This window comes from Acinetobacter bouvetii (assembly GCF_902753875.1).
In the GTDB taxonomy this organism is placed as follows: Bacteria; Pseudomonadota; Gammaproteobacteria; order Pseudomonadales; family Moraxellaceae; genus Acinetobacter; species Acinetobacter bouvetii_A.
In genome coordinates this window covers 52,949-73,189 of record NZ_CADDTS010000015.1, presented here as the reverse complement: position 1 = coordinate 73,189, position 20,241 = coordinate 52,949, and the positions used below count along the sequence as shown (strand labels likewise).

Genomic DNA, 20,241 nt, shown 5'->3' with positions numbered 1-20,241 from the left:
TCGGATGCTTATATTTCAGAAATCACTCAACGTTTGAATCATCGCCCAAGAAAAAGACTCGGATTTAGAAGCCCGAGTCAGGTATTATTCCAAGAACATGGTGTTGCACTTCAAATGCTAATCTAAGATATTAAATTTGAGTTTAAAAAGCCACTATTCCAAGAGGATATATATAATAAATCTCCGTTAAAATTTATATTTTCCATAGAGAAATTTTCTATTGATTGTTTGTCAAAACTATCTTTTTTTGCATAAGGAAACTTCATTTCATCAATTGTAGAAGTTTCTTGCTTAATAGTAGTAAAGTTTGGAGAACGATATCCACCTCCTAAATAAATTTTGGCATTAATAATAGTTCCATTTTTAATAATACTATCATGACCTCTTAATATAAGGCTTGGACTTCCTTGCTTGGAAAAATCCCAAACGTATCCTTGTAAATTTAATTCTTGATTCTGAAATTCTAAGATCCCACCAACAGATTCTCTTGATCCTTTATAACCGCTACTTCCTTCAGCAGCTAAAAATGCTAGCCAGTCCTTTTTTCTTTTTCTTGGTTCTGCTGCAATAAAATCTCGTGTTGCACAGATTTTAATTAATGTTTTTCCATAAAGTATGCTTTGACCGCATGAGGAAAAATTATATTCTAATTCAGGTCTATTTTGTTCAGCAAAAGAACAGCTTGATAACATAAATAGACTTAAGATAGTGATTGGTTTTTTCATTATGATTACACTATTAAAATTATTTTTAGGGTCTGTATTAGATAAGCAACAAACCTACATTATTATACAGATGGTACTTCCATGTACCACACTCTAATTAGCGACATTTATGCTGCTTATCTGAGAAATGAAAGTTTGATTTCATTTCCTCAACAAAAGAATGATAGATATCTAAACCTTTTGAACAAACAATTCACAATCAAAACAATATTTCGGGAAAAATACACCATCGGTTGCACGTTCACCTGCACCAATTATCATTACATGATTTCGGTATAGGCTGGAATTAGATTTTTATTAATCAGTTCTAATTATTTATTACAATTTCACCTTTCCGATTCATCGTGACATTGCCTGCAAATTTATCTGGATTTATCAAATTGCCATATCCTGTAAAATTTTCATGTTTTATTTCATTGCCTTTTTCATCCACAATAGAACTCCACTGATCCATAAGAATGGGAACCTTAAACCCATTAAATGTATTATTTGTAATGCGCACGCGGGGGGAGTGGTCTAATACAATGGCGTAGGCCTGATCGTTTCTTTGGGTAAGTGTAAATGTATTACTGTCTATAATGGTATCTGGTGAAAATTTGACGTAAAGAGTGCTAGGGATGGCTGTTTTGTCATCAGCTTGGTCTGGGAATATTTGCTTTGAGAAATCTATTAATGTTGAGAAATTTTGTTTTTGTAAAGTAAAGAGAGGTTTATCATTAAAGCTTTTAGCTTTACTAATAATCTGGTTAGCTATAATTGTAGCTTTAGAACCTGCAATATATATATAGTTCTCTATAATAAATTGAGATGACAATATTCCTCCACCCCATGAACTTAAATCTAAAGTATCAGAGTGATTTTTCATATTTTTAAAATAAAAATTTTCAATAGATCCTTGATATGCCCCTGAACTATATTCTTTTGCATATAAAAAACCATTTTCTTTTATACTTAAATTATTTTTTTGTTCACCTGTAGTAAAATTTGGAGGAATATAATTACCTCCTAGAGATACGTAGGTATTTAACAAAATACCATTCTGAACAATCGTATCATGACCTCTAAATACTACGATAGGAAAGCCTTGTTTAGAAAAATCCCAAACATGACCTTTAAAATTTAATTCTTGATTCTGAAATTCTAAGATCCCACCAACAGATTCTCTTGATCCTTTATAACCACTACTTCCTTCAGCAGCTAAAAATGCTAGCCAGTCCTTTTTTCTTTTTTGTGGTGCGTTAGCGATATAGTCACGAGTAGCACAAACTTTGATTATACTTTGGTTATTGAGTAAGCTTGTTCCACAATTTGGAAAATTCCACTCCAGTTCATTTATATTTGCTTTGCTAGAGCAACTTGATAACATAAATAGACTTAAGATAGTGATTAGTTTTTTCATTATGATTACACTATTAAAATTATTTTTAGGGGCTGTATTAGATAAGCAAAAAACCTACATTATTATACAGATGGTACTTCCATGTACCACACTCTAACTAGCGACATTTATGCTGCTTATCTGAGAAATGAAAGTTTGATTTCATTGCCTTAACAAAAAGAATAAGAAATATCTAAACCTTCTGAACAAACAGTTCACGATCAAATCGATACTGCGGGAAGAACACTCCATCCTTAGCGCGTTCACCTGCACCAATCACCATCACCGGATACTGCTGATCATTCAGGTTCAAAATTTTACGTACGAGAGGTTCATCAAAACCTTCCATCATACAGCTGTCAAAACCGTAGGCACGTAAGGCTAAAACCAGATTTTCACAAGCCAAAGCCGTAGTTTTGCTGGCCCAAAGTTTCGCATCTGCAGGATTAAAAGCAGTCACTGGCAATTGCTTGTCCAGAGTACGTGCCACTTTGAAAGCAACTTTCTTAAAGTTACCTAGTGTATTAAAGTAACTTGTCTTATAGTTGTATGGAATGAACTTGTAATACTTCTGCACAGCAGCCGGTGCTTCAGGAAATGGAAACTCGGAAATATTAAGTTTGGCCATCTCATCAATACGGTCAGTACGTGCCACACAAACAATCAGTTCAGATGCGGTTTTTGCTGCCAATTGATTCAAACAGGCTTTGACCAACTGTTTCTTTTTGGTCGGGTTTTGCACCACGAAAAAAGTCCAAGGTTGTAGATTGGATGAGTTTGGCGCAAGCAAGGCGAGGTCTAAGCAATCGTCCAGCACTTCCGTAGGAATAGCTTTGTCGGTAAATTTACGGACAGAACGACGGCTTTGCACAACTTTCTTGAAATTTTCAACATCAATATCTTGTGGTGCAGGTTCAAAATAGCGTTTCTTTTCTGGAGCATTGGTATTGGACATGAGCGTAGTTTATTCCATATTGTTGTTAAATCAGGTGGGGGCTGAAAATAAAAAAACCACTCAATAAATTAATACAGAGTGGTTTTTTAAGCATTTTTTAATTAATTAAATTGAGCAAAATCAGGTTTGCGCTTTTGCATAAAGGCAGCAACAGCCTCCATCATTTCCGGAGAACCGACACGATTCATGAAAATTTCAGCTTCGTGGTCAATCCATTGCACAATCTCAGCGACATTGTGTTTCATTAAGGCTTTGGATTGAACCAATGAAGCCAATGGCAAGGCAGACAACTGAGCGGCTTTCTTGGCAGCAGTCGCATACACATCTTCCTCAATGCTATTGACCAGATTTGCAGAAACAGCCGCTTCACTGTTAAATTTTTGCGCTGTCAAAAGCAACTCTGCCGCTTTGTGATAACCCGCCTGTTCAACCAGTAATTTACTTGAAGCACCTTCAGGGGACAGGCCAAGGCTTACAAATGGAATCTGGAATATGGCAGTATTATCGCTATACACCAAGTCACAATGTAAAAGTACAGTCACCCCAATACCAATTGCAACGCCACGAACCGCGGCAATTAAAGGCTTGGAAAATTTGGCAGCTGATTTAAGCAAAATAAAAGGCGCACCTTCAGAAGCCGGCGCCTGACCTTTTTGTGCGGCAGATTTCATGAAATCCTGCATATCATTACCAGCGGTAAAGTCTGCCTCCGCACCGCGTAGAATCACCACACGTACAGCTTTGTCCTGATCCGCCTCATCCAGCGCTTGGGCAATTTTTAAATACAATTCAGTGTATAAGGCATTTTTCGCTTCAGGGCGATTAATCGCTAAGGTCAGTACCCCGTGTTCTAAATTCGCATTCAAATGTTGATGTGGTTGTTGAATACAGCTCAGTGTCATCGTACTATCCTTGCTTTAAAACTTAATTTAATTTTATGGCGTTTATTATGTCGCATATTTATTTAGTCGGCACAACTCGCGAGTCATAAAAAATTTGATCTGCTATGAACTATACATTTGATTATCTGGTTTTCATTGGTCGCTTTCAGCCTTTTCACTTGGCACATATGCAAACCATTAAAATTGCATTAGAGCAAAGCCAATATGTGATTTTGGCCTTAGGTTCGGCGCAAAATGAACGCAATATTAAAAATCCCTTTAGTGCCGCTGAACGGGAGCAGATGATCTTATCTAATTTTTCAGAAACGGATCAGAAGCGGATCAAGTTTGTCCATGTGGTTGATGTCTATGATGATCAAAAATGGCAACAGCTGGTACATTCGCTGGTTGTCGGTGTGGTTGAAGCTGATGCCAAAGTCGGTTTGATTGGTCATTTTAAGGATGAGTCATCCTATTATCTGAAATTATTTCCTGAATGGGAGATGGTGGAGCTGGATAGTCTGGTTGGAGCCATTTCCGCCACACCGCTGCGTGAAGCTTATTATCGTGGTGAAATTATTGAATCTGCTTTTCCACTCGGCACTAGCGAGTTTTTACACAAATTTCAAAAAACCTCCACGTATCAACAATTGCAGGACAAATACCTGACTGAAGATAAAACCAATCTTGAATAATCTTCAGTAAGCTATTAGGCCGAGGCAAAAATTTGTAACGGCTGAGGAGCGGATCAGATGAATATCCCCACAGTATGGAAAAGTCTTTGCATGGTCGGGTTAAGCAGCGTGAGTTTCATGACACAGCTTTATGCTGCAGAATGGACGCTGACTCCGCAAACGCAGGTGAGTTTTGATATCCACTCAATGGGGTTTTTGATTGTCAAAGGCAGATTTGAGCAGATTCAGTCCAGTATGCATTTTGACACCGCAGCACCGCAACAGGCTTCAGCCCAGTTTGTTCTGGATATTAATCATCTGAACTTAAGCAAACCGTCACTGCAAAATTTAATTTTGGGTGAAGATTTTTTCTATCTGGAAAAATATCCAACGGCGACTTTTCGTAGCCAGGAATTTGTACCTTTAGGGAAAGGTCACTACGCGATTAAAGGCGATTTAACCTTGCGTGGTGTGACTCAGCCGGTCGTCCTCGACACCATTTTAAAACCCAATTCAACTGATCCACAGTTACTGGACGTAGAATCTAAAACTGTAGTCAACCGCAGCGATTTCGGTATGAAAAAAGCATTTGCGGGTATTGGGGAAAAAGTGAATATTGAAGTTTCTGGGCAATGGCAGCTGAAATAACGTGTACTAAAGAGACTTATTGCATCAATTATTTTTTCAATGACTATATGCTGTTCGTAAAACTAAAATAAAAAAAAGATTTTAGCCGGTATTGGATTCATGAGTGTGGCATGGATGCCACACGTTTCCCATCCCTTGCGCTGCATTTTAAAGCAGTGCTTAAAACTGGCTCAGGATGTTGTGTATGGGAAACAAAAGGTTTTTGCCGACTTTTGACCTTTCAAAAGTCGAGATATTGCCTACACGAAAACATAAAATTCCAACAATCAAATGAGGCCGTGCTGAGTTAAAAAATCCAATATTGAATATTTTTAGCTTATAAAAGAGATCTAAAGTATATGCAACAAAATGCTTTTACTCACTGCAATCTTGTTCTGTTTGAGCACGGTATAGATGGCAGCTTCCGACATTCTCTAAACCCGTTTTAGATTTGGCCAGACTTTAGCTCGTTAGTAGATATAGCTCTGAACTGAGTCGAAATCTTGATCTAAGTTATTCTTGTATGAAGCATTTTTTAAAAATACACGAGAAAGATCGGTAAAATTCATCAATTCAGCCAATAATTCTGTAAAATTGGATCCCATTGTGAGAGTCAATCTTTCGGTTGCTTTGCCGAATTCAGGACTCTCTTCACTTTTTGAAATCAATTTTTTATCCATGATTCGGGTGATCTTCCATTTTTATCCCGAACTCTGGTGATGTATCAATATTTAAAGCGGATGTGTCAGTCGCGACGCAGCCGCACAGTTAGGTGCCAACATGGAAATCAAGGTCAATTATCTCGACAATCTTCGGCTTGAAGCCAAGTTTGATGACTTCACGGTGATTGCCGATCAGCCGATTCGCTATAAAGGCGACGGTTCAGCGCCAGGGCCGTTCGATTATTTCCTGGCATCCTCTGCGATGTGTGCCGCTTATTTTGTCAAGGTATATTGTCTGGCGCGCAATATTCCAACCGATAACATTCGCCTGTCGCAAAACAATATTGTCGATCCGGAAAACCGCTACAAACAGATTTTCAAGATTCAGGTGGAATTGCCAGCTGATATTTCTGAAAAAGACCGCCAAGGCATTTTACGTTCGATTGATCGCTGTACGGTGAAAAAAGTCGTGCAAACCGGTCCGGAATTTGTGATTGAAGATGTGGAAAGCATTGATGCCGACGCGCAAGCGCTGCTGATGCCGAATCTGGCTTCAGAAACAAGTACTTTTATTCCGGGTAAAGACCTACCTTTAGAAGAAACCATTGCCAATATGTCCGGCATTTTGGCTGGTCTGGGCATGAAGATTGAGATTGCGTCATGGCGTAACATTGTGCCGAATGTCTGGTCTTTACATATCCGTGATGCGCAATCGCCTATGTGTTTTACCAACGGTAAAGGCTCAACCAAAGAAAGTGCCTTGGCTTCTGCCTTGGGTGAATTTATTGAGCGCCTGAACTGTAACTTCTTCTATAACGACCAGTTCTGGGGTGAAGACATTGCCAATGCCGAATTTGTGCATTTTCCTGATGAAAAATGGTTCCAGCCAGGCCCAAATGGTGAGTTGCCTAAAGAAATTCTGGATGACTATACCCGTGAAATTTATGATCCTGAAAATGAGCTGTTAGGGACTCATCTGTATGACACCAACTCGGGCAATACCGAACGTGGGATCTGTTCATTACCATTTGTACGTCAGTCTGATGGAGAAACCGTTTATTTCCCGTCAAATTTAATTGAAAACCTGTACCTTAGTAATGGCATGAGCGCGGGCAATACCTTGGCCGAAGCACAGGTACAATGTTTATCTGAAATTTTTGAACGTGCCGTGAAACGTGAAATTTTAGAAGGTGAAATTACCCTGCCAGATGTACCGCAAGAAGTCTTGGCCAAATACCCGGGGATCGTGGAAGGCATTAAAGGTCTTGAAGAGCAGGGCTTCCCGGTATTGGTCAAAGATGCGTCTTTAGGTGGTCAGTTCCCGGTAATGTGTGTGACCTTAATGAACCCGCGTACAGGTGGTGTGTTTGCTTCATTTGGTGCGCATCCAAAACTGGAAGTGGCTCTAGAACGTAGTCTGACTGAATTATTACAAGGCCGCAGTTTTGAAGGTCTGAACGATTTGCCACGTCCGACCTTTAGTAGCAATGCGGTGACTGAACCGAACAACTTTGTGGAGCACTTTATTGACTCCAGCGGTGTGGTGTCATGGCGTTTCTTTAGTTCCAAGTCTGATTATGAATTTGTGGAGTGGGACTTCACTAGCCAGGGCGAAAATGCCAATGCAGATGAAGCTGCGACCATGTTTGGCATTTTAGAAGAGATGGGCAAAGAAGTGTACATGGCGGTCTATCAGCATTTAGGTGCAACGGCTTGCCGTATTTTGGTGCCTGATTATTCTGAAATTTATCTGGTTGAAGACCTGATTTGGGATAATACCAACAAAGCCTTGTCATTCCGTGAAGATATCCTGAACCTGCATCGTTTAGATGATGATCAACTTGAAGCGCTGGTTGAACGTCTTGAAGATGTCGAAGTGGATGATTACACTGACATCGTCACCTTAATCGGGATTGAATTTGATGACAATACGGTTTGGGGCCAACTCACCATTCTCGAATTGAAATTATTGATTTATCTGGCTTTGCAAAACTTTGAAGAGGCCAAAGAACTGGTTGAACAATTCTTGCAATACAACACCAATACGGTTGAACGCGGTCTGTTCTATCAATGTATGGATGTGGTGCTGGAAGTAATGCTTGATGACGACATGGACATCGAAGATTATGAAACCAACTTCCGCCGTATGTTTGGAGACGAACGTATGGATGCAGTGATGGGTTCTGTCGAGGGCAGCGTTCGCTTCTATGGTTTAACCGAAACCAATATGCAGCTTGAAGGGCTGGATCGACATCTACGCCTGATTGATAGCTATAAGAAATTGCATACAGCACGCGGTAATATGACTGCAGTGTCATAATAAGATGTGCATCATGATAGAAGCAATTTTAGACAATGATTGAATAGGTTAGTGATATTCATCAACTAGCATGCTTCTGATCCTGAAATTGCATCCATCACCAATAAGCCTCACCACACGGTGAGGCTTATTTTTTTGTCAGTCAATTAATCAAAAGATAGTATGATTACCAAATTGGGGATGATCGCGCCATGTAGGACTGGGTTGATTAATTCATCACTTCAGCTGCCTGTTTGATCAGAACCTTGGTTAACTGCTGTAAAGCTTCTGGCTGTTGTTTCCAGTGATGCCAATATAAGGTCACTTCACTGGGATGTGCTGGAAGCAGTTCGACCAATTCACCATGCTTTAAACAATCGCCAATTTGATAGTCTGGCACCAATCCAAAGCCTAAACCTTGCAAGATGGCTTCTGCAAAAGTATTTGAAGAGGGAATCAAGTGAAAGGGATAGCACTGACGGCTTAAGCCAAAATGTTGCAAGATCACATCACTATGTAAGTGATCTTGCTCGTTATACATGACTGCCGGTGCTTTGCGGATATTTTCCCGGTTAAAGCCACTACTAAACCAACGCTGGTTAAAATCGGGGGTGGCGACCATTCTATAGTTCATTTGTCCAATTTTATGGGCAACACAGCCATTCATGGCATTGCTTTGTGTGCTGATACAGGCACTCACTTTGCCCGCTTCTAATAACTGATGGGTTTGTGATTGATCTGCAACTTGCAATTGTAAAGTGATTTGATGATCAATCAGTGTAGAGGCCAGTGTCGGGAGTAACCAGGTTGCCAGTGAGTCTGCATTGGTGGCAATGCGTAGGGCATAAAAACCATCTGACTTGGCCTGCGTATTGAAGTCCTGAATTAATTGCTGTTCAAGACGTTTGCGATGTTCCAAATAGGTGAGCAGGGCTTGGCCGGCTTGGGTGATGCGACAAGGTCGTTCACGTACAATCAAAAGCTGGCCTAGGGATTTCTCCAAACTTTGCACACGTAAAGTGACGGCAGAGGCGGTGATATTTAAAACTTGGGCTGCTGCATCAAAACTTCCCGTCTCAGCCACTGCAAAAAAAGCATCACATTGTTTTGAATTGAGGAGCATGTTCAGCCTTAATAAATTTTAGTTAACTTGATATTTTCTTAGTATTACTCAATTTTATCTTTAAACATAGATAATCGCTTGCAGAATAATTGTTGAAAGAAGTACCTGATGTTTAATGTATATTTGCAAGGTTTTGCCATAGGCCTAAGTTTAATTGTCGCGATAGGGGCACAAAATGCTTTTGTACTCAAGCAGGGACTCAAACGCCAATATGTCTTTTGGATATGTGTGCTGTGTGCAGGGTCGGATGCGATTTTAATTGCTTTGGGGGTAATGGGCTTTGGCAATACCATTCAGCAATTTCCCCTGATTGTGCAGATTGCCAAATATGCAGGTGCCTTGTTCTTATTGATTTATGGTGCCATGCATTTCAAACAGGCATGGCAAGCCGGTCAGAGTCTGCTTGTGGATGATCAGGATGGCCCATCGCTTGAAAAAACCTTGATGATTTGTCTTGCACTCACCTGGTTAAATCCACATGTGTATCTGGACACGGTCATCTTGCTAGGCTCGATTTCAGTGCATTTTTCAGAGTTTAAAATTTATTTTGCCTTGGGGGCGATGCTGGCATCTGTAGTGTTTTTCTTTAGTTTGGGTTATGCGGCTAGATATTTGCTTCCGGTATTTAAAAGTTCCCGTGCATGGCAAATTCTGGATGCAATCATTGGACTGATAATGTGGGGTATTGCGCTGGCATTACTCCTGACATGATTCTATTAATGACCGATAGATTGATTTAAGTAAGTTTTGGATACACGAGTGTGGCATGGATGCCACACGTTACCCACCACAACAAGGAAGTTGTGTGTGGGTAACAAAGGTTTTCTTGAGAACTCAAAATATATTTTGAGTTCTCATTTTGGCCTTTCAAAAGTAAGACTTTGCCTACACAAAGGCCTTTCGACTTTATTGAAAAAATTGCGGCAGTAAAAGCTTCTTCTAAAGCTGAAAGTCCTTAGCAAAATTATAGGACAGCAGTTGATCTAACTCAGGCTTTTTAGGCGCTTAAGCCTGAAGAGCTTTTAAATCTTCCAGTACTTGTTCTGCATGACCTGCTGCTTTCACTTTACGATATTCCTTCACCAATTCACCCTTATGGAAAATGAAGGTTGAGCGTTCAATGCCCATGACTTGTTTGCCATACATATTCTTTTCTTTAATAACATCAAAAATCTTACACAACACTTCTTCTTTGTCACTGATCAGGTTAATGGTCAGATTCTGTTTTTCAGTAAAGTTCTGATGCGCTTTGACCGAATCACGTGAAATCCCAAGAATAGTGGTATTTAAAGCATCAAACTGATCTTTCAAGCAGGAGAAACCCACCGCTTGCGTGGTACAGCCCGGCGTTGAATCTTTGGGATAAAAATATACAATCAGCCAGTCTGTGCTGAGCTCAGTTAAATTAATTTCCCCGGTTGTTGTTGGAAAGGTTTGATTGGGCAGGGTAATAGCAGACATGGGTTCATCCTTATTCAATTGCAGATGTCATATTAAATTTGAATTTATACTGACATGATAGCGAATTTAACCGGCAATATGCTGAAGTTATTGCAGGATACATCTTGCAGAAAATAAAAAAGCCTGCAACACGTGCAGGCTTTTCTTCAACATAAAGCGATTATTTCTTTTGTTGAGCTTGAGCAGATTTCATTGCTTCTTCAGTCAAGCTTTTAAGTTTGCCTGTCAATTGTGGGCCAAAACAAGCTTGCAAATCTTTATTTTGCTTTTGAACAAAAGCTAGAGTTGCTGGGCTTTTCTTTTGGTTAATGGTGCTTTGGATTTCCCATTTTTGAGCATTGGTTAAACGGCCATCAGCTTCAACTGCACAAGTACAGTATTTGCTTACTTCAGCAGAAGTAAGTTTTTTACCTTTACCAGTTTCTTCTTTACAAACATTAATTAAAGCAGATTTTACATTAGTGCTTTTATACGCTTCTTGAAGCTTGTTTGATTCAGCAGCATGTGAAGCAGTTGCCATCAACGCTACCGCAGAAACTAATGTAGAAAGAATAATGTTTGACTTCAAATTTTTCATGTACTGTACCCTGTTATGACGGTATATAACGTGTTGGATCTGCAATACCCGCGTCAGTAAAACCTTGTTTACGTAAGCGGCAACTATCACATTTGCCACAAGCACGTCCTTGGTCGTCTGCTTGGTAGCAAGACACCGTTTGACTATAGTCTACGCCATGTTCTATACCTAAGCGAATGATATTTGCTTTGGATAAATGTAACAGAGGTGTTTCAAATTTAAGAGGTTTCCCTTCCACACCCACTTTGGTTGCCAGGCGAGCCATGTTGGCAAAAGCTTCAATAAATTCAGGGCGACAGTCTGGATAGCCTGAATAATCAACGGCATTGATGCCAATCACAATGGCTTCTGCACCAAAAACTTCGGCCGCGGCAAGTGCGTAAGATAGAAATATTGTGTTACGTGCTGGAACATAAGTTACAGGAATACCCACTTGTTCCTGCTCAGGCACATCAATCGTGTGATCGGTCAGGGCAGAGCCGCCCAGATTGCCCAAATCAATATTAATCACACGATGTTCTACACCAGCCTGCTTGGTTAATGCTCTAGCGGCATCCAGTTCAGTGGTAGAACGTTGACCATACATGAAACTTAAAGCAATACATTCATAACGTGCTTGCGCCCAGGCTAAACAGGTAGTTGAGTCTAAGCCGCCAGATAATAAAACTATGGCACGAGGGCGCATATGAAAATCTCCAATATATATTCAAAAATAAAATAGATTAACGACCAGTTTCATCATTCCAGAGCAATTTATGTAATTGCAGCTGAAAACGCACAGGGAGATGGTCGTCTAAAATCCATTGAGCTAAATCACGGGCAAGTTGAGGTAAGCGGACTGCACCTTTTTCAACCGCAAATGCAGGTGAGAACCAAACGGTGCTGACTTTGTCCGCAAGTTTGTATTGTTCAACCTGCTGTTTTGACCATTCATAGTCTTCACGGTTACAAATCACAAATTTGATTTGATCGTGTGCAGTCAAATGATCGAGATTGCTAAGCAAATTTCGTGCAACTTCTCCAGAAGTTGGGGTTTTTAAATCTAAAACTTTGGAAACCCGTGGATCAACCTTAGATACATCTAAAGCGCCACTGGTCTCAAGTGAGACTTCACAGCCAAGGTCGGCTAAACGAGTCATTAAAGGCAGGGCATTGGGCTGAGCAAGCGGCTCGCCACCCGTTACACAAATATAAGGGGTTTTAAAATCGAGAGTTGTTTGAATAATATCTTCTAATGATTTGCGTTCACCACCTTCAAAGGAATAGGTCGTGTCACAATAAGTACAACGCAGTGGGCAACCGGTTAAACGGATAAAGACAGTGGGCAAACCTGCAGCATTGGCTTCACCTTGCAATGAATAGAAAATCTCCGTGATGCGTAAACCCGCAGACGGATCAGAAACAGGGATAGCGGAAGATCGAAGCGTATTCATAACAAAAAATTACCACACCAAAAAATGACAGAGCATAAAAACAAAAATCCCTACGATCATTACTGACCGTAGAGACGAGGAGCGACTGAAGCTCCGAGGAACATAAATGTTCCGTATAAATTAAGACTTAGTCTTCGCGTAACAAATCGTTCAAGCTGGTTTTCGCACGCGTTTTCGCGTCAACTTTTTTCACGATGATTGCAGCATACAGGTTGCAAGTACCGTCTTTAGAAGGAAGGCTACCAGATACAACTACAGAACCTGCAGGTACACGGCCGTAGTGGATTTCGCCAGTTTCACGGTCAAAGATCTTGGTTGATTGACCAATGAATACACCCATTGAAATCACAGAACCTTCTTCTACGATTACACCTTCAACGATTTCAGAACGTGCACCAATAAAGCAGTTATCTTCAATAATAGTCGGGTTGGCTTGGAGTGGCTCAAGTACACCACCAATACCTACACCGCCAGACAAGTGTACATTTTTACCAATTTGCGCACATGAACCGACAGTTGCCCATGTATCAACCATAGTACCTTCATCTACGTATGCACCAATGTTGACATAAGAAGGCATCAACACGACATTTTTTGCCTGGAAAGAACCTTTACGTGCCACAGCAGGTGGTACTACACGCACGCCAGAAGCTTTGAATTGTGCTTCAGTCCAGCCTTTAAATTTAGTATCTACTTTGTCATAGAAACGAAGGTCACAAGACTCAATTGGTTTGTTGTCATTTAATTTAAAAGACAACAAAACAGCTTTTTTAAGCCATTGGTGAACGACCCATTCACCATCGATTTTTTCAGCTACACGAAGTGTACCGTTATCTAGGCCAGCAATAGCTTCTTCTACAGCGCTACGAACTTCAGCCGGGCAGTCTGCCGCAGTGAAGTTAGCACGATCTTCAAAAGCCTGTTCAATGATTGTTGAAAGCTGAGACATGATCTTCCATTTCCAAAAAAAATTTTCCAAGATTTTACACTAAATTGAGACAAGAATAGATGAAAAAGTAGCTTTAGATCGGAATTAATTATTAAAGATATGGGAAAGGGGAAGTTAAATAGAATCTAAAGATTTTTTTGAGTACTTTGTAAAGCAGTCCTGTGTTAACACAACGTAAACAATACAGTGAATAAGGCAATATTTGCTTAAGCTGAGAATCTAGATTTTCTAAATAATAAAGCGACTTCATCAAAAAATATTTATTATTAATCAATGCTAAAGAGTATTTGTATCAAAATTTAACAAAAGTAAGCAAATTTTGAATAAAACCTGAGCGGTTAATCTTCTATAGTTTTAAATATGAAAAAGCATTAATGACTAATGATGAAAAAAATCTTTTTTTGAGGAGTTCCATGATGAAATCTTTACGCACAATTTTGGCAGCAACTGTTTTAACTGCACTTGGCGGAACAGCAATGGCTGATGATGCAGTTGTACAGGATGGCTATGCATTTGACCGTAACCAACTTATTCCAACAGGTGTTCGTGCTGAAGTCGGTACAACAGGTTATGGTGGTGCATTACTGTGGACTGCAAACCCTTATGTAGGCTTGGCGCTAGGTTATAATGGCGGTGATATCTCTTGGAATGATGATGTATCAGTCAACGGTACTAAATATGACCTGGATATGGAAAATAACAACACTTATTTAAACGCTGAACTTCGTCCATGGGGCGCAAGTACCAATCGCTGGGCACAAGGCGTATATATGGCAGCGGGTGTAGGTTATATTGACAATGATTATGACCTAACCAAGCGTTCAACTGATGGTACGATTAAAATCAACGGTACGAACTATTCTTATAATGGTTCTGTTAACGGTAAGATGGAATATAAAAATGACATCGCACCCTATGTTGGTTTAGGTTTTGCACCAAAAATCAATAAAAACTGGGGCGTATTCGGTGAAGTTGGTGCTTACTATACCGGTAATCCTACTGTTAACCTAGATAAAGATGGTACTTTTGTGAATGCGGCAGGTGGTAATGCTGATGCAGATCTACGTGCTGAAGAGCAAAAAATTGCCAATGATGACAAATATGCATGGTTGCCAGTGGGTAAAGTGGGCGTAAGCTATCACTGGTAAGTTTAAGCTGCATAAAAAATAAGAAACGAGCTTCGGCTCGTTTTTTATGGCTTGAACATTAAGTTGCTTGAATTAAAAGCGATAACCTAATTTTATCCCATAAGCCAGAACATCGTTATTTCCCACCGAAGAGAGTACACCAAATAAATTGCCTGAACCTTGTTGATCCTGATTGACCTTGGCTTTATTGAGCCTGAAGTACTTAATGCCACCTGCAATAAATATATTCTTGTTCAGATGATAAAAACTGCCCAGTCCAATGCTATAACTGCCATCTGCCGGGCTTAAGGTAGAGGCAGCATTACCAATACCGCTATCCCAACCCATATCTATGGTTGATGTCCATTGATCATTGAATATATGGGCTATACCCAGTGTGCCGGAGAGCTGATTTTTTTATAGTCCACCAGGCTGACTGGTTCAGTTGTACTCAGAAGTGGGGAAATAATTTTAAATTTTTCCCAATTCACCCAGCGTAAAGATGTATAGATCAGGTTGTTGGGATTAATACCGGACTGAAAATCGAAATTCACGGACTGTGGTGTTTCAATATTAATGTGCCGGGCCGCGCTTAAATTCAATGCTAGTATGGTTGGAGTAGAAAAAATCTGCTCTTGTAAAAGTGGATGATGTCGAATTTTAGACCGATAAGTGAGTGATGTTTTGAGTGCATATGCAGGGATTTGATAGCTGATACCTGCGAGCCAACCCATCGCTGAATCATTTTCAGCATTGGCACTATAATCCATTAACAATCCCATGGATTGCCCTGAAATTTGTAGTTGAGTGTCTAGGTTTTGATAGCTTACACCACCATAATAATTCCAGGATAAATTCGGTTGATAGCCTAACAGTGCAGTGAGGTTGTCTGAATCAGTTTTGAAGTTAACTGCATTGACTAACTGCGCAGAACTGGAAAGAACAGGTTTGAATGCATAACTGATATCGGTTGTATAGGGTTGATCGTAAATGAGACCCAAAGACCACTCAGGTTGAACCTGTAATTTCAATGCCACATTCGAGAGCGCAAAACGCTTTACAAAATTTGGTGTGGATACTTCAGAAAATTCTGATGGATTATTGGCATCAGGTCGATAGGTTTTACCGGCAATATGTGCATTGATGATAGCAGTTGAAACTTCAGCGTAATCATTAGGTTCTAAAAAGGAAGCAATAGACTGATTGGAGGTTTCCAGTGCAGCGGCATACAGTTGTACAGGCATGAGCATACACATACTTAGGCCTGATAACTTAGCTTTTATGAATAGCTTCAATCCAATTTTCTCTTGTGATTCAGTGTATATAATGTGGAATACATACCTGAAATTGATATTTTTTTATTAAGAAGCCTACTTTAGGTGATTTGATACAATATGAGCAAGCATTGTTTGAAATTTCAGATAGTTAAACATTTTAAAAAAAGAAGATATTGTTTTGAATTGAATTGCCATAAAAAATCAATAAAAAAGGGATACTTTAAGTATCCCTCATGATCAACAATACAGCTTGTTTAGTCTTCTGGATAAGCAACTCGTTTTAGCGCTTTAATGTCCGCTTCAGGTGAGCAGAGTGAAATGAACTCATAGCCGTAACCGCGCAGTAAATGACCTTTACGCACAGCAATCCAGGTGGTGTTCACCCCAAAGATATCGGTTTGAATTTGTTTAAGGCGATAATCACGTTCCGGATCATAAGCCACATTGTTGACAATCCCGACCCCCATATTCAGTTCGACATAGGTTTTAATGACGTCAGCATCCAGAGCAGACATCACGATATCGACATCAATTCCGGCATCTTCAAAGGCTTTGTCAATTTTCGAACGGCCCGTAAAACCACCATGATAGGTAATAATCGGATATTCGGCCAAGTCTTCTAAACTGATATCCGACTTGGTGGTGAGCGGGTGATTTTGCGGGGTAATAATACTGTGCTGCCAATTATAGTAAGGCACGCTTGCCAGATTTTCTTCCGTGGTCAAAGATTCAGTGGCAATACCAATATCTGCTTCCCCCTGAAGCAACATTTCGGTAATTTCAACCGGACTGGCCTGTTGCAAGATCAAATGTACTTTAGGAAATTCTTTTTTGAATTGGTTGACAATTGGCGGCAGGACATAACGTGCTTGGGTATGCGTGGTTGCAATGGTCAGCGTACCTTCATCGACACGGTTAAAGTCATCGGCAAGACGTTTAATGTTGTCTGCATCGACCAGCATGCGTTCTACGATGCCTAGTAAAGACTGGCCCGGCTCAGTTAAGCCCAATAAGCGTTTACCTTTACGGATAAACAGTTGTACCCCAAGTTCATCTTCTAAATCTTTAATGTGTTTACTCACACCTGATTGAGATGTGTAAAGTGCAGCCGAAGCCTCGGTCAAATTAAAGTTCTGTCTAACTGTTTCTCGAATAATTCTTAATTGTTGGAAATTCATATGCTGTATACCCTAAGAGGATGGGGCTATTTTGCCCCATCTATGTGTTATTAAGCGACGTCATGAGCAAACAGATGTAATGCCGTCGGGCTTAACCACACTGTTTGATTTGGTTTGAATTGATGTAGTTTGGCTTCTTCAGAATTCAGCGAAATTTCAATGAGATTGCCTTGGCGATCTTGAAGTTCAGCCAGAACTTTACCTGCGATCCAGATTTCACGTAAGAAAGTTGCCTGAATGGCATTTTCTTGCGGAGTGGCATGAATACGCAGTTCATTGGGACGGGCGAAAGCAATCACATTGCCTTGCGGCGCATCTTTCATCTGCGGCAGTTGCAGACGGTCATCACCAATCTGAATAATGCCTTGCTGATTTTGACCTTCAAAACGGTTGGCCTGACCCAAGAAGTCGAATACAAACGGGGTAGCCGGTTTTTCATACACTTCACGCGGTGAACCAATTTGCTCGACATTGCCTTTGTTCATGACAATAATCTGATCAGCCACTTCCAGCGCTTCTTCCTGATCATGAGTCACGAAAATAGAAGTGATGTGCAGTTCATCATGCAGGGTACGTAACCAGCGGCGCAGTTCTTTACGCACTTTGGCATCCAAGGCACCAAATGGTTCATCCAGCAATAACACGCGCGGTTCAACCGCTAAAGCACGAGCCAAGGCAATACGTTGACGTTGACCACCTGAAAGTTGTGCCGGGTAACGGTCTGCAAGGAAACCCAGCTGAACCAGGTCGAGCAGGCGAGTGACACGTTTTTTAATTTCAGCTTCTGATGGCCGGGTTGAGCGTGGACGTACCCGTAAGCCGAAAGCGATATTGTCAAATACGGTCATATGACGGAACAGCGCATAATGCTGGAAAACGAAACCGACTTGACGTTCGCGTACGTGTACATCGGTGGCATCTTCACCTTCAAGAATCACTTGACCGCCATCAGCAGATTCCAGACCGGCAATAATACGCAGCAGGGTGGTTTTACCACAGCCTGATGGACCCAATAAAGCCACCAGCTGGCCATCTGGAAAGTCCAGGGAAATGTTGTTCAGTGCATGGAATGCACCAAAGTGTTTTTCAATATTTTTAACTTGAATACTCATGATGTCATTCCTTAAGAAGCCTGTGAATCTTGATTACGTTTGTTCTGCTTTTCCTGACGTAGTTCCACCCATGTTTTTAAGATCAGGGTTACAATCGCCAGTAAGGCTAACAGTGATGACACTGCAAACGCCGCACTAAAGGTATATTCGTTGTAAAGGATTTCCACGTGTAAGGGTAAGGTATTGGTTTCACCGCGAATGTGACCGGATACCACCGACACCGCTCCAAATTCACCCATGGCACGTGCATTACACAGAATTACCCCGTAAATCAGACCCCATTTAATATTCGGTAAGGTCACTTTCCAGAAGGTTTGCCAACCAGAAGCACCCAGTACAATTGCCGCTTCTTCTTCCTCTGTGCCTTGCGCTTCCATCAAGGGAATCAATTCACGCGCCACAAACGGTACGGTAATGAACACGGTTGCCAGTACAATCGCAGGCACGGCATATAGGATTTTGATGTCATGATCCATTAACCAGCCACCCAGCCAACCTTGGGTACCAAAAATCAGTACCAGCATTAAACCGGCAATCACTGGCGAAACCGAGAAAGGCATGTCAATAATGGTGGTTAAAATCGATTTCCCACGGAAATTGAATTTTGCTACTGACCATGCGGCTGCTACACCAAAAATCACATTTAATGGCACGGCAATCACGGCAGTCAGTAAAGTCAGCTTCACCGCAGACAAAGTATCCGGATGAACCAAGGCCTGAAAGTAAACCCCGACGCCTTGTTTGAATGCTTCTACAAACACCAGAATTAAGGGCAGAATCAGGCAGCTTAAAAAGAAAATCAGCGCGATGGTGATGAGTAAATAGCGTACCCAGATCGGTTCGCGGGTGGCATCACGGGACTGTAATTTTTCAGCTAAAGCATTGCTGTTGGTGATTAAACTCATCGTGCAGTTCTCCCTGTACGGCGGCTGGCCCATGCTTGTAGCAAGTTAATCAGGAATAAAATCGCAAATGACAGCACCAGCATGACTACGGCAATGGTGGTTGCACCGGCATAGTCATATTCTTCTAAACGAGAAATAATCATCAGCGGCGCGATTTCAGTTTCAAAAGGCTGGTTACCGGCAATAAAGATCACCGAACCGTATTCACCGACACCACGTGCAAAGGCTAAGGCAAAACCGGTCAAAAGAGCAGGGAATAAAATCGGTAAAATAATTTTAGTCACAATCTGAAAGCGGTTGGCACCCAGTGCAGATGCGGCTTCTTCCAGTTCCGTTTCCAGGTCACTCAGTACAGGCTGTACCGTACGCACCACAAAAGGAATACCAATAAAGATCAAGGCAAGGGTAATCCCGATCGGGGTATAGGCTACTTTAATGCCCATTGGTTCCAAATACTGACCAATCCAGCCAGTGGGTGCATATAAAGAAGTCAGGGCAATACCGGCCACTGCAGTTGGCAGGGCAAATGGTAAATCTACCAAAGCATCAATAATGCGTTTACCTGGAAAACTGTAACGTACCAAGCACCAGGCCAGTAACAAGCCAAAGATGACATTGATCACCGCTGCAATCAGGGCTGCACTAAAACTCAACTGCAAAGATTTTAAGATACGTTCTGAACTTAAAATTTCCCATAAACCGTCCCAGCCAATCCCCAGTGATTTAATAAACACCGCTGAAAGAGGAATAAGAACAATTAATGACAAATACGCTAGGGTAAAGCCTAGAGAAAGACCAAATCCTGGCAGCACTCGGGATCGCTGCGACATGATGACTCCTCAAAAAGAGCGATGCTGACCAATTAAGTCAGCGAAAAATAAAAGTTTAATTCGGCACA

The 20,241-nt window shown here is 41.0% G+C and carries 22 protein-coding genes and 1 pseudogene; 5 read left to right on the top strand and 18 right to left on the bottom strand.

The window, feature by feature from the left end:
* Positions 1-122: 122 nt before the first annotated feature.
* The 5 genes and pseudogenes from FB6_RS04520 to FB6_RS04500 all read right to left on the bottom strand — a co-directional run bounded on the left by FB6_RS04520 (position 123) and on the right by FB6_RS04500 (position 3,960).
* Complete coding sequence (locus FB6_RS04520; protein ID WP_174558856.1) at positions 123-725, bottom strand: hypothetical protein; 603 nt, start codon at positions 723-725, stop codon at positions 123-125.
* Positions 726-896: 171 nt separating this feature from the next.
* Positions 897-989, bottom strand: a pseudogene (locus FB6_RS04515) (nitroreductase family protein); the annotation flags it as partial.
* A 43-nt stretch (positions 990-1,032) separates the two neighbouring features.
* Complete coding sequence (locus tag FB6_RS04510; protein ID WP_174558855.1) at positions 1,033-2,124, bottom strand: hypothetical protein; 1,092 nt, start codon at positions 2,122-2,124, stop codon at positions 1,033-1,035.
* A gap of 172 nt (positions 2,125-2,296) precedes the next feature.
* On the bottom strand, positions 2,297-3,058 hold the full coding sequence (locus tag FB6_RS04505; protein WP_174558854.1) for a nitroreductase family protein: 762 nt from the start codon (positions 3,056-3,058) through the stop codon (positions 2,297-2,299).
* Positions 3,059-3,159: 101 nt separating this feature from the next.
* Positions 3,160-3,960, bottom strand: coding sequence for an enoyl-CoA hydratase-related protein (locus tag FB6_RS04500; RefSeq protein ID WP_174558853.1), 801 nt, complete (start codon positions 3,958-3,960; stop codon positions 3,160-3,162).
* A gap of 104 nt (positions 3,961-4,064) precedes the next feature.
* Between FB6_RS04500 and FB6_RS04495 the strand changes: the two genes are divergently transcribed.
* Together FB6_RS04495 and FB6_RS04490 are read left to right on the top strand one after the other, a co-directional pair.
* Positions 4,065-4,634, top strand: coding sequence for a nicotinate-nicotinamide nucleotide adenylyltransferase (locus tag FB6_RS04495; RefSeq protein WP_174558852.1), 570 nt, complete (start codon positions 4,065-4,067; stop codon positions 4,632-4,634).
* A 57-nt stretch (positions 4,635-4,691) separates the two neighbouring features.
* Positions 4,692-5,261, top strand: coding sequence for a YceI family protein (locus FB6_RS04490; RefSeq protein ID WP_174558851.1), 570 nt, complete (start codon positions 4,692-4,694; stop codon positions 5,259-5,261).
* Between the two features lie 449 nt (positions 5,262-5,710).
* Here FB6_RS04490 and FB6_RS04485 read toward each other — a convergent pair whose 3' ends face one another.
* On the bottom strand, positions 5,711-5,920 hold the full coding sequence (locus FB6_RS04485; RefSeq protein WP_174558850.1) for a hypothetical protein: 210 nt from the start codon (positions 5,918-5,920) through the stop codon (positions 5,711-5,713).
* Positions 5,921-6,020: 100 nt separating this feature from the next.
* On the opposite strand from FB6_RS04485, the gene FB6_RS04480 reads away from it, so the two are divergent.
* Positions 6,021-8,222 carry an OsmC domain/YcaO domain-containing protein gene (locus tag FB6_RS04480; RefSeq protein WP_174558849.1) on the top strand — a complete coding sequence of 734 codons (2,202 nt, stop codon included), beginning with the start codon at positions 6,021-6,023 and terminating at the stop codon, positions 8,220-8,222.
* A 208-nt stretch (positions 8,223-8,430) separates the two neighbouring features.
* Here FB6_RS04480 and FB6_RS04475 read toward each other — a convergent pair whose 3' ends face one another.
* Positions 8,431-9,324 (bottom strand): LysR family transcriptional regulator ArgP, encoded by an 894-nt coding sequence (locus FB6_RS04475; protein WP_174558848.1) that lies wholly within the window; start codon positions 9,322-9,324, stop codon positions 8,431-8,433.
* A 108-nt stretch (positions 9,325-9,432) separates the two neighbouring features.
* Between FB6_RS04475 and FB6_RS04470 the strand changes: the two genes are divergently transcribed.
* Positions 9,433-10,035, top strand: a complete 603-nt coding sequence (locus FB6_RS04470) for a LysE/ArgO family amino acid transporter (protein WP_174558847.1) — start codon at positions 9,433-9,435, stop codon at positions 10,033-10,035.
* A gap of 294 nt (positions 10,036-10,329) precedes the next feature.
* Here the strand turns inward: FB6_RS04470 and FB6_RS04465 are convergent, their stop codons facing one another.
* The 5 genes from FB6_RS04465 to dapD form a co-directional block, all read right to left on the bottom strand.
* Positions 10,330-10,785 carry a peroxiredoxin gene (locus tag FB6_RS04465; protein WP_174558846.1) on the bottom strand — a complete coding sequence of 152 codons (456 nt, stop codon included), beginning with the start codon at positions 10,783-10,785 and terminating at the stop codon, positions 10,330-10,332.
* A gap of 160 nt (positions 10,786-10,945) precedes the next feature.
* Positions 10,946-11,362, bottom strand: a complete 417-nt coding sequence (locus FB6_RS04460; protein ID WP_174558845.1) for a hypothetical protein — start codon at positions 11,360-11,362, stop codon at positions 10,946-10,948.
* Between the two features lie 13 nt (positions 11,363-11,375).
* Positions 11,376-12,047, bottom strand: a complete 672-nt coding sequence (gene queC / locus FB6_RS04455; RefSeq protein ID WP_174558844.1) for a 7-cyano-7-deazaguanine synthase QueC — start codon at positions 12,045-12,047, stop codon at positions 11,376-11,378.
* A 37-nt stretch (positions 12,048-12,084) separates the two neighbouring features.
* Complete coding sequence (queE, locus tag FB6_RS04450; protein ID WP_174558843.1) at positions 12,085-12,795, bottom strand: 7-carboxy-7-deazaguanine synthase QueE; 711 nt, start codon at positions 12,793-12,795, stop codon at positions 12,085-12,087.
* 127 nt (positions 12,796-12,922) lie between these two features.
* Entirely contained in the window at positions 12,923-13,744 is an 822-nt protein-coding gene (dapD, locus tag FB6_RS04445) for a 2,3,4,5-tetrahydropyridine-2,6-dicarboxylate N-succinyltransferase (protein WP_174558842.1), read from the bottom strand.
* A 416-nt stretch (positions 13,745-14,160) separates the two neighbouring features.
* Here dapD and carO point away from each other — a divergent pair, with 416 nt between their 5' ends.
* A complete protein-coding gene (carO, locus tag FB6_RS04440; protein ID WP_174558841.1) occupies positions 14,161-14,892 on the top strand; it encodes an ornithine uptake porin CarO in 732 nt (243 codons plus the stop codon).
* A 72-nt stretch (positions 14,893-14,964) separates the two neighbouring features.
* On the opposite strand, the gene FB6_RS04435 is transcribed toward carO, so the two are convergent.
* From FB6_RS04435 to cysT, 6 genes are all read right to left on the bottom strand, one after another.
* Positions 14,965-15,219 carry a hypothetical protein gene (locus tag FB6_RS04435; protein ID WP_174558840.1) on the bottom strand — a complete coding sequence of 85 codons (255 nt, stop codon included), beginning with the start codon at positions 15,217-15,219 and terminating at the stop codon, positions 14,965-14,967.
* Between the two features lie 38 nt (positions 15,220-15,257).
* Entirely contained in the window at positions 15,258-16,115 is an 858-nt protein-coding gene (locus FB6_RS04430) for an outer membrane protein transport protein (RefSeq protein WP_174558839.1), read from the bottom strand.
* Positions 16,116-16,402: 287 nt separating this feature from the next.
* Entirely contained in the window at positions 16,403-17,326 is a 924-nt protein-coding gene (locus tag FB6_RS04425; protein WP_174558838.1) for a CysB family HTH-type transcriptional regulator, read from the bottom strand.
* 50 nt (positions 17,327-17,376) lie between these two features.
* Positions 17,377-18,438 carry a sulfate/molybdate ABC transporter ATP-binding protein gene (locus FB6_RS04420; protein WP_174558837.1) on the bottom strand — a complete coding sequence of 354 codons (1,062 nt, stop codon included), beginning with the start codon at positions 18,436-18,438 and terminating at the stop codon, positions 17,377-17,379.
* 11 nt (positions 18,439-18,449) lie between these two features.
* The gene (gene cysW / locus FB6_RS04415; RefSeq protein ID WP_174558836.1) at positions 18,450-19,343 is read right to left on the bottom strand and encodes a sulfate ABC transporter permease subunit CysW; all 894 of its coding nucleotides are present in this window, start codon (positions 19,341-19,343) and stop codon (positions 18,450-18,452) included.
* Positions 19,340-20,173, bottom strand: coding sequence for a sulfate ABC transporter permease subunit CysT (gene cysT, locus FB6_RS04410; RefSeq protein ID WP_174558835.1), 834 nt, complete (start codon positions 20,171-20,173; stop codon positions 19,340-19,342). Before cysT ends, cysW begins: the two co-directional genes overlap by 4 nt.
* Positions 20,174-20,241 lie beyond the last annotated feature (68 nt).

What these genes read in the sequence shown, in the direction of transcription:
- FB6_RS04520 (WP_174558856.1), bottom strand. Translation starts at nt 725, where the DNA reads ATGAAAAAACCAATCACTATCTTAAGTCTATTTATGTTATCAAGCTGT.
- FB6_RS04510 (WP_174558855.1), bottom strand. Translation starts at nt 2,124, where the DNA reads ATGAAAAAACTAATCACTATCTTAAGTCTATTTATGTTATCAAGTTGC.
- FB6_RS04505 (WP_174558854.1), bottom strand. Translation starts at nt 3,058, where the DNA reads ATGTCCAATACCAATGCTCCAGAAAAGAAACGCTATTTTGAACCTGCA.
- FB6_RS04500 (WP_174558853.1), bottom strand. Translation starts at nt 3,960, where the DNA reads ATGACACTGAGCTGTATTCAACAACCACATCAACATTTGAATGCGAAT.
- FB6_RS04495 (WP_174558852.1), top strand. Translation starts at nt 4,065, where the DNA reads ATGAACTATACATTTGATTATCTGGTTTTCATTGGTCGCTTTCAGCCT.
- FB6_RS04490 (WP_174558851.1), top strand. Translation starts at nt 4,692, where the DNA reads ATGAATATCCCCACAGTATGGAAAAGTCTTTGCATGGTCGGGTTAAGC.
- FB6_RS04485 (WP_174558850.1), bottom strand. Translation starts at nt 5,920, where the DNA reads ATGGATAAAAAATTGATTTCAAAAAGTGAAGAGAGTCCTGAATTCGGC.
- FB6_RS04480 (WP_174558849.1), top strand. Translation starts at nt 6,021, where the DNA reads ATGGAAATCAAGGTCAATTATCTCGACAATCTTCGGCTTGAAGCCAAG.
- FB6_RS04475 (WP_174558848.1), bottom strand. Translation starts at nt 9,324, where the DNA reads ATGCTCCTCAATTCAAAACAATGTGATGCTTTTTTTGCAGTGGCTGAG.
- FB6_RS04470 (WP_174558847.1), top strand. Translation starts at nt 9,433, where the DNA reads ATGTTTAATGTATATTTGCAAGGTTTTGCCATAGGCCTAAGTTTAATT.
- FB6_RS04465 (WP_174558846.1), bottom strand. Translation starts at nt 10,785, where the DNA reads ATGTCTGCTATTACCCTGCCCAATCAAACCTTTCCAACAACAACCGGG.
- FB6_RS04460 (WP_174558845.1), bottom strand. Translation starts at nt 11,362, where the DNA reads ATGAAAAATTTGAAGTCAAACATTATTCTTTCTACATTAGTTTCTGCG.
- queC (WP_174558844.1), bottom strand. Translation starts at nt 12,047, where the DNA reads ATGCGCCCTCGTGCCATAGTTTTATTATCTGGCGGCTTAGACTCAACT.
- queE (WP_174558843.1), bottom strand. Translation starts at nt 12,795, where the DNA reads ATGAATACGCTTCGATCTTCCGCTATCCCTGTTTCTGATCCGTCTGCG.
- dapD (WP_174558842.1), bottom strand. Translation starts at nt 13,744, where the DNA reads ATGTCTCAGCTTTCAACAATCATTGAACAGGCTTTTGAAGATCGTGCT.
- carO (WP_174558841.1), top strand. Translation starts at nt 14,161, where the DNA reads ATGAAATCTTTACGCACAATTTTGGCAGCAACTGTTTTAACTGCACTT.
- FB6_RS04435 (WP_174558840.1), bottom strand. Translation starts at nt 15,219, where the DNA reads ATGGGTTGGGATAGCGGTATTGGTAATGCTGCCTCTACCTTAAGCCCG.
- FB6_RS04430 (WP_174558839.1), bottom strand. Translation starts at nt 16,115, where the DNA reads ATGCCTGTACAACTGTATGCCGCTGCACTGGAAACCTCCAATCAGTCT.
- FB6_RS04425 (WP_174558838.1), bottom strand. Translation starts at nt 17,326, where the DNA reads ATGAATTTCCAACAATTAAGAATTATTCGAGAAACAGTTAGACAGAAC.
- FB6_RS04420 (WP_174558837.1), bottom strand. Translation starts at nt 18,438, where the DNA reads ATGAGTATTCAAGTTAAAAATATTGAAAAACACTTTGGTGCATTCCAT.
- cysW (WP_174558836.1), bottom strand. Translation starts at nt 19,343, where the DNA reads ATGAGTTTAATCACCAACAGCAATGCTTTAGCTGAAAAATTACAGTCC.
- cysT (WP_174558835.1), bottom strand. Translation starts at nt 20,173, where the DNA reads ATGTCGCAGCGATCCCGAGTGCTGCCAGGATTTGGTCTTTCTCTAGGC.